We start from the raw sequence: 14,829 nt of genomic DNA on the forward strand, positions 1-14,829 counted from the left end.
GTGAATGACCCTGAATAAGCAGCTGTGGATTGCCATTCTCACCATTATTGCCATTAACAGTGTGGTGAGCTTTCTGGTGCTATTTTTCTCTACGCAGAAAAACACCGAGGAACAGCTGTATCTGAAGAACATTGATGATGCGAATTCACTGGCACTGGTGCTGACGCAGGCGGAGAAATCACCAGCCGGCATTCGCCTCATGTTGTCTGCAAAATTCGATTCAGGGCATTATTCGCTTATCCGGCTTGAAGGCACGGACGGGAATGTTATCGACGAAATCTACTTTGAGGGGGAAGCGTCAAACGCGCCGGACTGGTTTCAGTCCATGGCGGAACTGACCGTGCCGCCCGGCATTTCCCAGGTGAGTGACGGTTGGGATCAGTTTGGCACCCTTTATGTGGAAAGTCAGACTGCCTTTGCCATGGATACATTGTGGTCGAAGTTTAAAAGTTTTGTGATGAGTATCGTGATCCTCACTGTAGGGATCGGGATAATCGGCTCCCTCATTTTACGTGTCATCCTGAAACCGTTGGGGACTATTGTCGACCAGGCCAACAGTTTTTCAGAGAGGAAGTTTATAAAAATTGCGCTTCCCTGGACCGCCGACTTTGCCCGGGTGGTAAATGCCATGAACTCGCTGGCCGACCGCTTTAAAGCAAACCTCATAGAGAACAACCGCCGGCTTGAACTTGCCAGAGAACGGGAACAGCATGATCCGGTGACGAATATTCCTAATATCAATGCCTTCTTTACACTGCTGGAGTCTCAACTGAGATTTCGTGATAAAGATGGTCAGAACGTGTTGCTCATGCACAGTCTGATGAAAGACAAAGGCGATATTCAGGCGTTTGCGCCGGAGATTTTTAATCAGTTCGTAAAAGAGTTTGCTGACAGACTGGACGGCTTCTACCGTGAACACAGTGAGCTTTACACCGACTTCCGCATGGCCCGAATCAATGAAACAGATATTTGTGTATTGCTGACAGAGTGCCGTGATCTGGAAGGGATTCAGGAAGTGTTTATGGAAGACAATCCGCTGGAGCACAGTCCGGATTTTGCCGATTTGAATATTCACTGCGTCACCGCCGGCGTCTACATCCGGGCTGATGAAGCGAGTTACGAACTGCTCGACCGGGTTGACGGATTACTGGAAGAAGTGCAGGAAAGTGAAATTGTTTTCGGTTTTAATCTGCAGCCGTTGCCGGAAACGCACTATCGCTGTGACAGCAAAGAGAAATGGCAGAAGGATTTCGACATCGCCAGTCAGTCTGCCGAACTGATGACAGTGAGTGTTCATACCCACAGCGGTAAAACCATGCATTATCAGGCTTTCGTGCTGTATAAAGACGGCGATGAAATGCGAGGATTCGGACGTTTTACTGAAGCGGCCCGCCGCTTTGATACGGTTGATAAAATCGACCTTCTTGCTCTGAATAAAGCGCTGGCATGGCTGAAAGATAATCCCGAAAAATGCTGCGCGGTGCTTCTTTATCAGGAAACAATCCTGGATACGTTTAACAGATCACAACTGGAAGATTTATTAAAATCGAATCAGGATGTGATCACCCGGTTATCGCTGGAGTTGCGGGAGCATACAGCTGCAAGCCATCCTAAATCCTTCCGTCAGTTTTGTGAGCTGGCTGATTATTTCAAAGTGGATACCGGGCTCAAAAGAGTGGGAGAAAGCTTTTCGAAGGTGGCCGATGTGCATGAATTTGGCCTTAAATACCTGAAGATTGACAGTACTTACGTGTATGACGTGGTGAACAACCGCTCAAATCAGGTTTACCTGAATGGTCTTGCCGATCTTGCCCACTCCCTGGGAATGGCGGTGATTGCCGATGGCGTAGTATCTGAAAAAGACGAGGAAGTTCTGCTGTCTATCGGTTTCGACGGTGTGGCGCGGCTAAACATTGACGATCAGGTTGCAGTAAAGTGACAAACTCGCCGTACGTGGTACAGTACATGCTCAGTCTTTATCAGGGTAAGTAGTTGTGCTCCTGTTGAAACAGCCACTCTTTCAGGGTAACCCCATATCATTCAGTCAGCGCCGGCTGTGCATTATGGTGATTGCCTGTTTCCTGCTGACAAACGCATTTGTTACCCGCGCATTTGTCGATATTAATTTTGGCAAATTCTGGCAGGCCGTCGCCAGACATGGCGGTAAAGTTAATGCAGGCCGCCAGGCGGGTCTGGAAGGCATGTTCAATGAAGCGCAGAATCTGCCGGAGTCGAAGCAGCTTCTTCTGGTTAATGCTTACTTTCGCGATAATGTAACCTACAAAACCGATGATATCGTCTGGAAGCAAAGCGATTACTGGGCATCACCTGCAGAGTTTCTGGCTAAAGAACTGGGCGATTGTGAAGATTACGCTATAGCTAAATACATCTTCCTGCTCAAATTGGGGGTCGCCGAAGAAAAGCTGCGTCTTATCTACGTAAAAGCTAAAGTGGGCGGGCGCCGCAGCACTGTGACACAGGCGCACATGGTTCTGGGTTATTATGAAACTCCCACCAGTCAGCCTATGATCCTCGACAGTTTAATTTCAGAAGTGTTGCCAGCACGGCAGCGAACAGATCTCATTCCTGTGTTCAGTTTTAACAGTATGGGGATCTGGTCTCCGGGCCAGAAGCAATCATCCGGTTCTCCTTCGGCCAGATTATCACGGTGGCGTAATGTGCTGGACAAAATCAGCTCTGAAGGCATCACAGTAACATCCTGATCCCGCTTAAGCCTGCACGAATCATCGCCGGTGCCGCGGCGGATTGTTGACTCGCCGCGCCGGTGTGGTCAACATAAGGCATGATGTGTCTCTGACTTTATATTGTTGTTCTTATGAAAATCCTCCATTCCTCAGACTGGCATCTCGGTCAGAGCTTTTTTACCCAAAACCGCAAAGACGAACATCAGCAGTTTCTCGACTGGCTGTTGCAGGTTGTAGAAGCGCAACAAGTTGATGCCATCATCGTTGCCGGCGATGTGTTTGATACCGGCACGCCACCCAGTTATGCCAGAGAAATGTATAACCGTTTTGTGGTGGCTTTGCAGGCTCACCGCTGTACCCTGATTGTGCTGGGCGGAAACCATGACTCTGTGTCAGTGCTGAATGAAACACGGGGGCTGCTGTCTTGTCTGAATACCCATGTTATTGCCTCGGTGCTGGAAAACCCGGCAGATCAGGTAGTAGAACTTAAAGATAAAAACGGCGAAACCGGCGCATTTGTTTGTGCGATCCCGTTCATCCGCCCCAGAGACGTGCTGGTCAGTGCTGCGGGTCAGTCCACAGATGAGAAGAAACAGCACCTGGGTGATGCAATCAAAGCTCACTACCGGAGTGTGTACGATGTCGCGGCTGAGCGCCGTGAAATTTCAGGAAAAGCCGTTCCTGTTGTTGCTACAGGTCATCTTACTGCGCTTGGCGTATCAGCCTCGTCCAGTGTGCGGGATATCTACATCGGTACGCTGGAAGGCTTCGCCGCCGACGGCTTTCCGCCGGCAGATTATATTGCGCTGGGCCACATTCACCGGCCACAGAAAGTGGCTAAATCAGAGCATATCCGCTACAGCGGTTCTCCTGTTGCTCTCAGTTTTGATGAGCTGGGTACACAAAAGCAGGTGGTGCTGGTGAGTTTTGAGGGCAGCACAACCCCTGCTATCGAAGCCCTTCCCGTACCGGTTTTCCAGCCTATGGCAGTTATCCGTGGCGATCTGGATACCATTGAGCAGTCACTGAAAGCGTTCACTGATACGGCAGCAACCACCTGGCTTTGTATCGAAGTCACCACGCAGGGGCATTTGTCTGATTTGCATCAGCGCATTCAGGCAATGACAGAAGATAAGCCGGTGGAGGTACTGCAACTCAGGCGGGTTCATGAAAGGGCTGCAGCGTCGTTGACGGCAGAATATGAACAGGATTTGTCAGAACTGTCGCCGGAAGAGGTCTTTGAGCGGCGCTTGCTGTTAATGGATGAGGCCACAGAGGAAGGGGTGAAAGCAGAGTTGCGTACACAGTTCCGTGAAGTGGTATCGGGCCTTGATGCAGGGGAAGCAGCACAATGAAAATATTGACCCTGCGGCTTAAAAACCTCAATGCGCTTAAAGGTGAGTGGAAGCTGGATTTCACCGGCGCACCGTTTACGGATAACGGACTCTTTGCCATCACCGGTGCTACCGGAGCAGGCAAAACTACCTTGCTGGATGCAATCTGTCTGGCGCTTTATCATCAGACGCCCAGGCTCGGCCAGCTGTCTGCGTCATCCAATGAAATTATGACCCGTGGCACAGGTGACTGTCTGGCTGAAGTTGAGTTCTCTGTTAAGGGCACGGCCTACCGTGCTTTCTGGAGTATGCGGCGGGCACGGGGTCATGCCGGCGGAAACCTGCAACCGGCGGAAGTGGAACTGGCCGAAGTAGAAAGCGGCAAGGTACTGGCTACACAAATACGCCCGAAAGCCGACGAGATAGAGCGGATCACCGGTTTAAACTTTGCCCGTTTTACTAAATCCATGATGTTGTCGCAGGGGGACTTTGCAGCCTTCCTGAATGCGCAGGAAAACGAAAGAGCGGAGCTGCTTGAAGAACTGACCGGTACCGAAATATACGGTGAGATTTCCCGCCGCGTGCATGAAAAATATAAAGAAGCTGAACAGGAACTGGCATTGCTGCGGGGAAACCGCAATAACATTTCTGTGCTGAGTGATGAGGAAAGAGCGTCGCTGATTTCGGCACTGGCGCAGGCTGACATTACGCTGAAAGAAGCCCGCGAAGCGTGTGAACACTGGCAGAGCGGACTGAACTGGCAGGCCGGTTTTGCGCAGCGCTTGTCACAAAAGCAGCAGGCAGAAGCTGCGCTGACTAAGGCTAAAGATGACCTCACTGCATTTGCGCCGGAGGCAGAAAAACTGCGGCAGGGTGAACTGGCAGAGCAAATTAAACCTGAATATGAGCAACTGAGTGCGGCAGAATCTGAAGTGCAGACATTGCAGCAGCGCAATGAACTGCTGAAAGAGCAGCAACAGCAAAGTGCACAGCACGCAGAAAGCAGCCTTAAAGAGAAAGATCAGTGCACCGCAGCCCTGGAAATCGCGGAGCAGGAAGGAAGTGCCCGCATTGCACTTATCCATAACCGGGTTATTCCGCTGGATAATAATATTGCCAGGCTGACTCAGGAAAAGCGTGAACTTGAATCCGCGCTGGAGCAGCAAAAAGCAATCACCGGTAAACTTGCCGCTGATATAGCAGGGTATGAGCAGGCGGCGGTAAGCATGTATGAGCAACTGACTGCGCATAAAAACTACCTGGACGAACATCAGGCCGACAGTGTTTTGCTGACGAAGCTGTCAGGCTGGCGCGGACAAATTAATCAGCTTGGCGGGCTCACCGCCAGTGTGGAGACCTCAGAAGAACAAGCCGTAAAGACCCGTGAGCAGGTTGACGGGCAGACACATCAGGTTGAACAGGCGGAAAAAGCCCGCAATGAGGTTATCAATCTTTATAACGACAAGCAGTCTGCTGTGACAAAACAACAGCAGACAGTAGATTCGCTGGCCGCTGAGCTAAACGGGCAGCAGATCGAACAGGAGTTACTGGCCATAGAACAGGGCTGGGCACCGCTTAACCGTGCGATGTCGTTGCAACAGCAATACCTGAAGTTATGCGGGAAACAGTCTGAGTACAAAGCTGAACAGGTGAGGCTGCAAAGTGACTACGATGAAGCGGTAAAGCAACGTGGCCTCATGCGCGAAGAATTTGTCGCCCTCAGGCAGTCATTAAAGGATGTCACGTTATTGCTGAAACAAGAGGAGCAACTGGCAGAGTATCGCATGCAACTGACAGACGGTGAGGCTTGTCCGCTATGCGGCTCATTGTCTCATCCTGCCTCCGGGGAGGTTGCACTGGATGTGTCTGCTACATTAACCCGCAAGCATGAACTGGAAGCACAGCTTAAAGAGGCGGAAAGTCGCGGCATTGGGCAAAACGAGCGTTGTGAGAGATTAAGGCTCGGACTGGAACAAACCACGCAAGCGCTGGAAAAAGCTGTGCAAGATTCAGATGACATTGCCGCACAGTGGGAAACCACATCACAGGAAGCCGGTATTTCTGTTGCTCTGAATGATAAACGCGGACTGACTCAATATGAACAGCAGCAAAAAAATCGCGCGACAGCGCTGCGGGAACAGCGAAGCAGAGCAAATCTTGAGAAGGAGAAGCTTGCAGCACTCATCACTGAAATGAGCGAACTGCAACGGCAGGTAAGTCATGGTGAAAACCAGGTAGCACTCGCCGCTGAACGGTTGGCCCAATATCAGAAGCAGGCTGGTGACACACAAAGTGCACTTGAAAGCGCACAACAACAATGTGTTGCGCTGCACAATGCCATAGCGAAAGAAACCGCTGACGCCGGACATCCGTTACCGCCATCGGATTTTTCAGCCTGGCTGGACAGGCTGGAGGAGAAAGCGCAGCAATGGGCTGATACTAAAGAGCAGGTGACTGCACTTGAGAAGCAGGCATCACAGCAGGCGGTGTATCGTGAAAATGCACAGCAAAACTGGCAGGCAGCAAAAGCGCAGGCCGGTAAGCTGACAACTGCATTTAACGCTTTATGTGACACCCTTACTCAGCATCAAACCGAACGCCATGCTCTGGCCGGTACAACCCCGTCGCAAACAGCCATCACGGAAGCGGAACAGCGCATCGCGCAGGCAAAGCAGGTTGCACAGCAGGCACAGGAGCGGGCAACGGCCGCAAAGGAGCGCCATACCGGCATCACATCTTCATTAAACGCTGCTGTTGCAGCACTGGTAGCCGCCCGGCAAAAGACGGAAGAATTATCTGAACGCTGGCAAATGCAGCGCAAGCGGGCCGGTTTTGACAGCGATATGGTTTTTCAAAATGCGTTACTCACACCCGGACTACGTGACCAGCTCAGCCGTGAGAAGCAAACCCTGGAAGCCGCAACTCAGCGTCATTCCGCGTTATTTGACAGTGCCTGTACCCAGTACAACAGCTGGCTCAATGATGAACAGGCCGCATTGTGGCAACAAGCTGACGGCGATGAGTTGCAGAGTAAATATCAGCAGGCGAATGAAGAACGGGATCGCATTCTCACCCGGCGGGGAGAACTGGCTGCCAGATGTCAGGCTGATGATGAGCAGCGTGAGAAATTGTACAGTTTGTCAGAAGGTATAGCGGAAAAAGAACAGGCGTTTGAGATCACATCGGCCCTGCACGGTCTCATCGGTTCCGCCACCGGTGATAAATTCCGAAAATTTGCGCAAGGCCTGACATTGGACAATCTCATTGTGCTGGCGAACCGTCAGTTACAACGTCTGCATGGCCGCTACAGGTTGCAGCGAAAGCAGGCGGACGGTCTGGCTATTCTGGTAGTGGATACCTGGCAGGGCGATATCGCCAGAGACACCCGGACTTTATCCGGTGGCGAGAGCTTTCTGGTCAGTTTGTCGCTGGCACTGGCGCTGTCTGATCTTGTCAGTCATAAAACCAGCATTGATTCGCTGTTTCTGGACGAAGGATTTGGTACGCTGGATGCTCAAACACTTGATATTGCACTGGATGCGCTGGATAACTTAAACGCCTCCGGCAAAATGATTGGCGTGATCAGCCATATCGAAGCGATGAAAGAACGGATCCCGGTACAGATTAGGGTGAATAAGCGAAGTGGCCTCGGGATCAGTGAGCTGGATAAAAGTTTCCGCTTTTCCCCTGAAGCCCCTCTTGCCGGATAGTAAAATCCGGTCTGAGACTGTGCTATTCCGGATGCTGTATCAGCCCCAGCGAAGCCAGTGCCAGTTCATGAGCGCCGGCTGATGCGCCGCAAAGCGGGGCGGTATCCGGCATTGCACTGGCAATTACCCTGGTCGGCATCAGTGTTTTTTGTGGAATCGTGTCTTTCAGTGTTTTCATAAAGGCGTCGTGACGGGAAAGCGGACCACCAATCACTATGAGATCCGGATTCACCAGAATTCCCGCGTTAGAAATCACGTGGATAATTTTATCCATAGCCGGATGATCGTACAAAGAACGGTTTTCCAGTAAGGCTTTACCCAGCTGGTTCTCTACCACGTAATCCTGAAGGTTCTTCGAACCATCCACTTTAAAATAGCCCACTTCGCCGGCAATACCCGAACTTCCGCGGATAAGATGTCCGTTGATATAAATACCGGCACCGATCCCCCGGCCAAAATAAAAGAACATGAAGTTCTTCTCGCCGATAGCGTTACCCTGCGAACGTTCCGCCATGGTTGCCCAATTCACATCGTTATCAATAGTAATGGGGCAATGGAACATACTGGCAAACAGAGAGGGAAAATTAATGTCGTGGGCGAGGGGGAAAGGGGCACCGTGCAGAGGTAATACCTGGCCCGTTTCAGAATTCACCGGGTCGGCAATCGATATGCCTATGGCGAGGACTGCGCTTTTCGTTCGTGCAACCATGTCTTCAGCCATGGTGGTCAGTTTCTGGAAGAAGGCTTCGCTGCTGTCAATTCGGGTAGACGGTACGTGTGCTGCTTCTACATCGTAATCGGGTATGGCGTGGCCGTTAAGCGCGGCTAATTTGAACTGCTCTTCTGCAACAATATTTTCAGCCAGGTCGGTGAGGCGCATCTGAATGTGCTGACTGTCCAGAGCAACAGACAAGGTAACACCCCGGTTGGCATTAATTTCATAAAGTATACCTGCACGGCCCTGTTTATTCTGGGTTTTCTTTTTCGTTTCATTGACCAGAGACTGGCCCTGCAAACGTCCTGCAGCCTCTGAAATAGTGGGGCGGGAAATGCCGGTAAGCTGAGAGATGGCTGCTCTGCTCATGGGGCCATTTTCGCGAAGACAGCGAAAAAACTGTCTGTCTGTGTCCAGTGCCAGGCCTTGCTGTTGGAGACGCTGACTCGATTGCTTGTGTACGGGCATAGTATTTTTGTTATGGAACAGCTCGCGCTGTTTTATCCTGTTGTTGAATAATTGTTAACGGTAAAAGGACTTTAAAAGCCGTTTTTGTGACACACATTGTTAAAACCAGATCGCTGTTAAAGAGTCTTCTGCACTAAAAAAGTTCAGGGTTTACCGCTGTTTGTTTTTTGTTCTTTTTGCGATAATTCAGGCTTTACGGAACTTTCTGGTTTCTTTACATTTGTGTGACAGCAAAGTCAGTTTTATTATTGTTTTTTGCTTTGCACCATTCCCTTTTCAGGGGCCTCTATCATCTTCCGGTTATATTCTCTATAACTAATGCTTATATTTTTCCTTTATTTTTCATAGCAAATTTTCAGCCTTTTCAAACAGTGACTTATCATAAAAATTTAATATGACCAATCCTTGCACTCCGGAGAGTTGTCACCTTTACTTAACCTGTATTTGTAAATAAAAAGTGCCTGACAGGCCATTTATTCTAATCAGATACAGATAGTAAAATCTGCATTTACCCGCTCATTTAAGACTAAAGAATACTTCAATTTCAAGAAAAAGGTTAATTTTGTTAGGCAACCTAACAAAATACTTGCAATTGCTTCACAAGGCGGGCTATAACTACACCGTTACAATTCGTTAACGTTAAATGGCGGCTTGTAACGCGTTACATTGTGAGAATGGGATCACAACGTAACGGTTTGCACAGCGAGTGCGTGATGGGGTTGAGTGAACTGATTGACCAGTGTTTTATGCGCGGTAGTCATCCTCCTCATAAGGGACACGCACTTTAATTCACGTGTGAAAACTCAACTGGAAACCAAACTATGTTTAATAAAACAAAGCTATCTTGCGCAGTGTCAGGGGCACTCTGCGTAATGGTCGCATCACCTGTATTTGCTCAGGACGCACCAGAACAAGTAGAACAGATTGAAGTACGCGGTGTTCGCGGAAGTTTGTCTCAATCTATGAACGTAAAACGTCAGTCTACCGGTGTTGTTGACGCCATCTCTGCTGAAGACATGGGTAAATTCCCGGACACCAACCTGGCAGAATCTCTGCAGCGTATCACTGGTGTCTCTATCAACCGTGTAAACGGTGAAGGTTCAGAAGTTACCGTTCGTGGTTTCGGTGGTAACTTCAACCTGATCACATTAAACGGCCGTCAGATGCCTGCTGCGAACGTAGCATCTATCACCGGTAACCCGCTTGACCAGGGTGCTTCCGGTACAACCCGTTCTTTTGACTTCTCTAACCTGGCATCTGAAGGTGTAAGTGGCATTGAAGTTTATAAGACTGGCCGTGCAGCCGTACCATCAGGTGGTATCGGTGCAACAATTAACATCAATACGTTAAAGCCACTGTCTCAAGGTGAAAACCGTGCCTCTATCGGCGCGAAAGCCATGAAAGACTACAGCGGTGACGGTGTGACACCAGAATTAAGTGGTGTTGCGAACTGGTCAAACGATGACAACACATTTGGTGTAGCTGTGTTCGGTTCTTACCAGGAGCGCGACTCCGGTAGCCGCCACATGAGTGTTGAGAACTACCAGCTGTACAACTGGGATTCAACGTCTCCTGGCACTTTCGGTCTGGTAGACGGCGCTAACGTGACTAACGCACCTGCGGAAGGTCAGTTGGTTGCCATGCCTTCTAACTTAGGTTTAGGTGTTAACGAAGATAACCGCGAACGTATGAACGGTATGGTTACCTTACAGTTCGCACCTTCAGAAACTCTGACACTGACCGCTGACGCAACTTACGCCAGCAACGAAATTAACTCTACCTCTGTTGTTGACGGTGTCTGGTTTGCCCGTCAGTTCACGGATATGGAATTCGATGGTAACCCGGTTGTTGCCACGCCAATCCGTTTCACTGAAGATATCGACGGTGGTAAAGACTTCTTCTTCCAGAACCTGGTGATGGCCGCTAAAGATGAACTGACATCTTTCGGTTTCAACGCTGACTGGTGGGCAAACGATTCACTGAACCTGCGTTTCGACGCTAACATGGCGAATGCAAAATCTGGCGGTAACGGTCCTTACGGTAAAAACGTAATCCGTTTCAACGTAGCAGGTGCAACTGCCGGCTGGCAAACCATGGACTTCGGTCTGGATATGCCTCAGGCAAGCATCGTTGTTGATGACTCTGTTAAAGGTAACAACAACGGTATCTTCGACCTGGCCGATGTTGGTCCTCAGGTTACCCGTGCCATTTCTTCTGATCAGGAATCTGACGTTAAACAGTTCCGTTTCGACGGTACCTGGGACGAAGGTTCTGACGTAAAAGTTGACTTCGGTATCGGCTACATGGCGACTGAAATGAATCAGCTTCGTTATGAAACTGAAGCGCAGCTTGGTGGCTGGGGTGTTGCTGATGTAGGTAATATTCCTGAAGGTCTGCTGGAAGTGACTTGTACTGCATGTGCATTTGAAGATCACAACATGAGCGGTGTTGCCGGTGCGGATTCAATTGCCCAACCTGCAGGTTCAACCACTATCCCTCTGGGTAGCGTATCTTTCCGCGGTAACGCAGTAGACCTGCTGAACGCTGTTGCGCCGGCGTATGGCTTCACCCCGGGTGATCTGCCTTCTGTTGGTGCTCAGAACAACACCGTTAAAGAAGATATCCTGTCTCTGTACGCGATGGCGACAATGGACGGCGAAATCGGTGGTTTCGAAGCTAACTTAGTGGTTGGTGCCCGTTATGAGAAGACAGACGTTGAGTCTATCTCTCTGCAATCTGTACCAGAGCAGATCATCTGGTTGTCAGATAACGACTTCACTATCAGCTACGGCGATCAGACTGAAGCGCTGTCTCAGGACCACTCATATGAAGCGTTCCTGCCAAACATCGACTTCTCGGTTAACCTGACTGACGATTTGAAAGCCCGTGCGTCTTACAGCATGACGCTGGCTCGCCCTGCGTATAACCAGATGTACACAGCTACCAGCATTGGTGCGCCTGGTCGTCCTACTTACTTAGGCGGTGTGGCATCAGGTAGCCGCGGTAACGCTGCGCTGGATCCACTGGAGTCCAACAACTTCGACCTGTCACTTGAATACTACTACGGTGATTCAAGCATGGTGTCAGTAGGTTACTACCGTAAAGACGTAGACAACTTCGTTGGTACACAACAGGTTTCTCAAACTCTGTTCGGTCTGCTTGATGCGACTTCAGGTGCTGCCGGTACTGTTTCAGGTGAAGCTATTGCAGAGCTTGAAGCACGTGGTATCGAAGTAACAGAACGTAATTTCTTCACCATGTCTGCACTGCTTGCAAACCCTGACGTGTTCCCTGGTGGCGCTGATGAGTTCGAAGAAGGTCAGGCATTTGCTGATGACGTATTCGCTAACAACAATGTTGAGCCAATGGCAGGCGACCCTGAAATGGCCTTCGAAGTTACTCAGCCTGTAAACAACCAGAGCGCACGTATCTCCGGTTACGAGTTTGCATGGCAGCACTTCTTCGGTGACAGCGGTTTCGGTTACCAGGCTAACTTCACCATCGTTGACGGTGATATCGGTTACGATGTAGGTGCAGATCCGGCAATCGACCAGTTCGCACTGGAAGGCTTAAGTGACTCAGCTAACTTAGTACTGATTTACGAAAAAGACGGCCTGTCTACCCGTGTTGCTTACAACTGGCGTGATTCCTTCCTGGCGGAAGTAAACCGTGGCGTATCTTCTGTTCGTAACCCATTGTTCATCGATGAGTACAAGCAGGTAGACGTTAACGTAAGTTACGACTTCAGCGAAGACCTGACAGTAAGCATGGACGTAATCAACCTGTTCGAAGAAGGTTCACGTCAATACGGCCGTAGCTACAACAACACGTTCTTCATCCAGGAACTGGACAGACGTATTGTACTGAGTGCCCGCTACAGCTTCTGATAGCTGTCAGCATCCGGTCACAATCCTCCCGGATTGTGACCTTTGATTCTCAGGCCGGTGTGCCCTCGCATGCCGGCCTTAATCCTTACAAACATGACATTGCGCCTGACGGGGTAGCGCGATAACATCCTGCGTATACCTTTCGCTCAACCCGCAGTAACGGGGACCAATCTATGTCTAAACCAGCTGTTCTGAATAACGTCGATCATAAAGATCTGAAAGTTAATACCCGTCCGGGTGCTTTTTCCGGCCATCAGGTAAACCGTACCCGTGTATTCGCGTCTGAAATCAGCGAGCTGCACAAAGAGTTTCCGCTGGTATTTTATAAAGATGCCGACAGTGGTGAGTTGCAGATCCACAGTATTCTGGGGCTCAGCAAAGACGAAAACCTGTTCCTGAGTGAAGACGGATGGACAACCCGTTATATTCCTGCCGTGCTGGGGCGCGGCCCATTCAGTATTGCCTATCGCGAATCTGATGATGCCGCACCGGAACCGTTTATTTGTATTGATATGGACGATCCCCGAGTTGGCGAAGAAGGTGAAGCGGTCTTCCTGCCAATGGGTGGCGAATCCGGTTATCTGAATTATGTAAAAAAGGCATTGCAGACTATTGAAGCCGGTGCCCAATACAACAAAACTCTGTTTACCCTGGTGGAAGAGATGGAGCTTCTGGAGCCGGTGAACATTGAGATTAAGCTCAGCAATGTAGAGCAGGTGAATTTCTCTAACTACTATTCTGTCAATCAGGAAAAGCTTTCTCAGCTCGACGGTGACAGTCTGGCAAAGTTAAGTCAGTACGGTATGCTTGGCCCGCTTTACTTTATTTTATCTTCACTGGGTAATTTTCAGCGTTTAATTGATCTGAAGAACGCAAAATCTGCGCTGATTTAGGTACAGTGCTGGTCCGGATTGTCAGTGCCGGCTGGTACTGACATTTAAGCCGCTTTTTATTAACGGACGAAAACAATGGTTACACCTTCCCGACAAACCGTAACAGTGTGGGAAGGCATCACAGCAGATGCCATCCCGTTTGATGATCTCTTCGCTCTTAACCAGCCGGTTATTCTTAAGGGGCTGGTAAACGACTGGCCAATGGTTAAAGCAGGGCGGACATCCCCCCTTGATACCATGCAGATGCTGGAAGATAACTACAGCAACAAACCCATGCTGGTGTATCGCGCACCATCAGAAATTCAGTCCCGCTTCGGATACAACGATACCTGTACCGGATTTAACTTCTCTGCAGAACGGTCAACGATCCCTGATGTGTTCAACACAATCCGTAATGAGCTCAGTGAACAGGAACATGAATACCTGTACGTCAACTCTCTGGTGCTGAAAGAAGGATTTCCTGCACTGGCAGACAGTCATTCTCTGGCGTTTACCCATCCTGAATTTGAGCAAAATCCGGTGGTCGCCAAAATCTGGCTGGGAACAGAATCTGTAGCCGCTGCACATTTTGATCAACCTAAAAATCTGGCCTGCTGTGTTGTGGGCAAACGACGGTTCATGCTGTTTCCGCCGGAACAGGTGGGGAACCTTTATCCCGGGCCGCTGCATCCCACGCCGGGCGGTCAGGTTGTTACGCTGGCGAATCTCGCTGAACCTGACTTCGATAAGTTCCCCCGCCTCAAAGAGGCGATGGACAATGCGTGGATTGCTGACCTGGAACCTGGTGACGGCCTTTATTACCCCAGTATGTGGTGGCATGAAGTGACGGCATACGACCGTTTTAACGTAATGGTTAATTTCTGGTGGATGACCACAGAGCGTCACAAAGGCAACCCCATGGATGTGCTGTTACATGGCATGATGAGTTTGCGGGAAAAACCTGAACAGGAAAAACAAGCCTGGAAGGCGTTGTTTGATTATTACGTGTTTGGTGATGCGCAGCGTGTTCGTGAACATCTTCCGCCGGAGTGCCGCGGTGCGCTGGGGGAAATGGACGACATTAACGCCAGGCGTTTGCGTTCCATGTTAATCAGTAACCTGAACCGGTAAGGAGCAG

General features: G+C 49.9%; 8 protein-coding genes. 7 read left to right on the plus strand and 1 reads right to left on the minus strand.

All coding sequences use genetic code 11. The annotated features are described in order from the left end of the window. Nucleotides 1-4: 4 nt before the first annotated feature. The 4 genes from ACXAH4_RS15925 (at nucleotide 5) to ACXAH4_RS15940 (ending at nucleotide 7,749) form a co-directional block, all read left to right on the plus strand. Nucleotides 5-1,939 carry a bifunctional diguanylate cyclase/phosphodiesterase gene (locus ACXAH4_RS15925; protein WP_474846422.1) on the plus strand — a complete coding sequence of 645 codons (1,935 nt, stop codon included), beginning with the start codon at nucleotides 5-7 and terminating at the stop codon, nucleotides 1,937-1,939. 55 nt (nucleotides 1,940-1,994) lie between these two features. Then, the gene (locus ACXAH4_RS15930) at nucleotides 1,995-2,723 is read left to right on the plus strand and encodes a transglutaminase-like cysteine peptidase (RefSeq protein ID WP_474846420.1); all 729 of its coding nucleotides are present in this window, start codon (nucleotides 1,995-1,997) and stop codon (nucleotides 2,721-2,723) included. 113 nt (nucleotides 2,724-2,836) lie between these two features. Then, nucleotides 2,837-4,060 (plus strand): exonuclease subunit SbcD, encoded by a 1,224-nt coding sequence (gene sbcD, locus ACXAH4_RS15935; RefSeq protein ID WP_474846418.1) that lies wholly within the window; start codon nucleotides 2,837-2,839, stop codon nucleotides 4,058-4,060. Further along, nucleotides 4,057-7,749, plus strand: a complete 3,693-nt coding sequence (locus ACXAH4_RS15940; RefSeq protein WP_474882617.1) for an AAA family ATPase — start codon at nucleotides 4,057-4,059, stop codon at nucleotides 7,747-7,749. The genes sbcD and ACXAH4_RS15940 overlap by 4 nt, the downstream gene beginning before the upstream one ends. 22 nt (nucleotides 7,750-7,771) lie before the next feature. Here the strand turns inward: ACXAH4_RS15940 and ACXAH4_RS15945 are convergent, their stop codons facing one another. Next, nucleotides 7,772-8,833 carry an ROK family protein gene (locus ACXAH4_RS15945; protein WP_474846414.1) on the minus strand — a complete coding sequence of 354 codons (1,062 nt, stop codon included), beginning with the start codon at nucleotides 8,831-8,833 and terminating at the stop codon, nucleotides 7,772-7,774. 971 nt (nucleotides 8,834-9,804) lie between these two features. Between ACXAH4_RS15945 and ACXAH4_RS15950 the strand changes: the two genes are divergently transcribed. From ACXAH4_RS15950 to ACXAH4_RS15960, 3 genes are all read left to right on the plus strand, one after another. After that, nucleotides 9,805-12,819 carry a TonB-dependent receptor gene (locus ACXAH4_RS15950; RefSeq protein WP_474846412.1) on the plus strand — a complete coding sequence of 1,005 codons (3,015 nt, stop codon included), beginning with the start codon at nucleotides 9,805-9,807 and terminating at the stop codon, nucleotides 12,817-12,819. Between the two features lie 173 nt (nucleotides 12,820-12,992). Next, nucleotides 12,993-13,712, plus strand: coding sequence for a SapC family protein (locus ACXAH4_RS15955; protein ID WP_474882619.1), 720 nt, complete (start codon nucleotides 12,993-12,995; stop codon nucleotides 13,710-13,712). A 75-nt stretch (nucleotides 13,713-13,787) separates the two neighbouring features. Further along, a complete protein-coding gene (locus ACXAH4_RS15960; RefSeq protein WP_474882620.1) occupies nucleotides 13,788-14,822 on the plus strand; it encodes a cupin-like domain-containing protein in 1,035 nt (344 codons plus the stop codon). The last annotated feature ends 7 nt before the right edge of the window (nucleotides 14,823-14,829 follow it).

This window comes from Alteromonas sp. ABV2_168, from assembly GCF_056161165.1.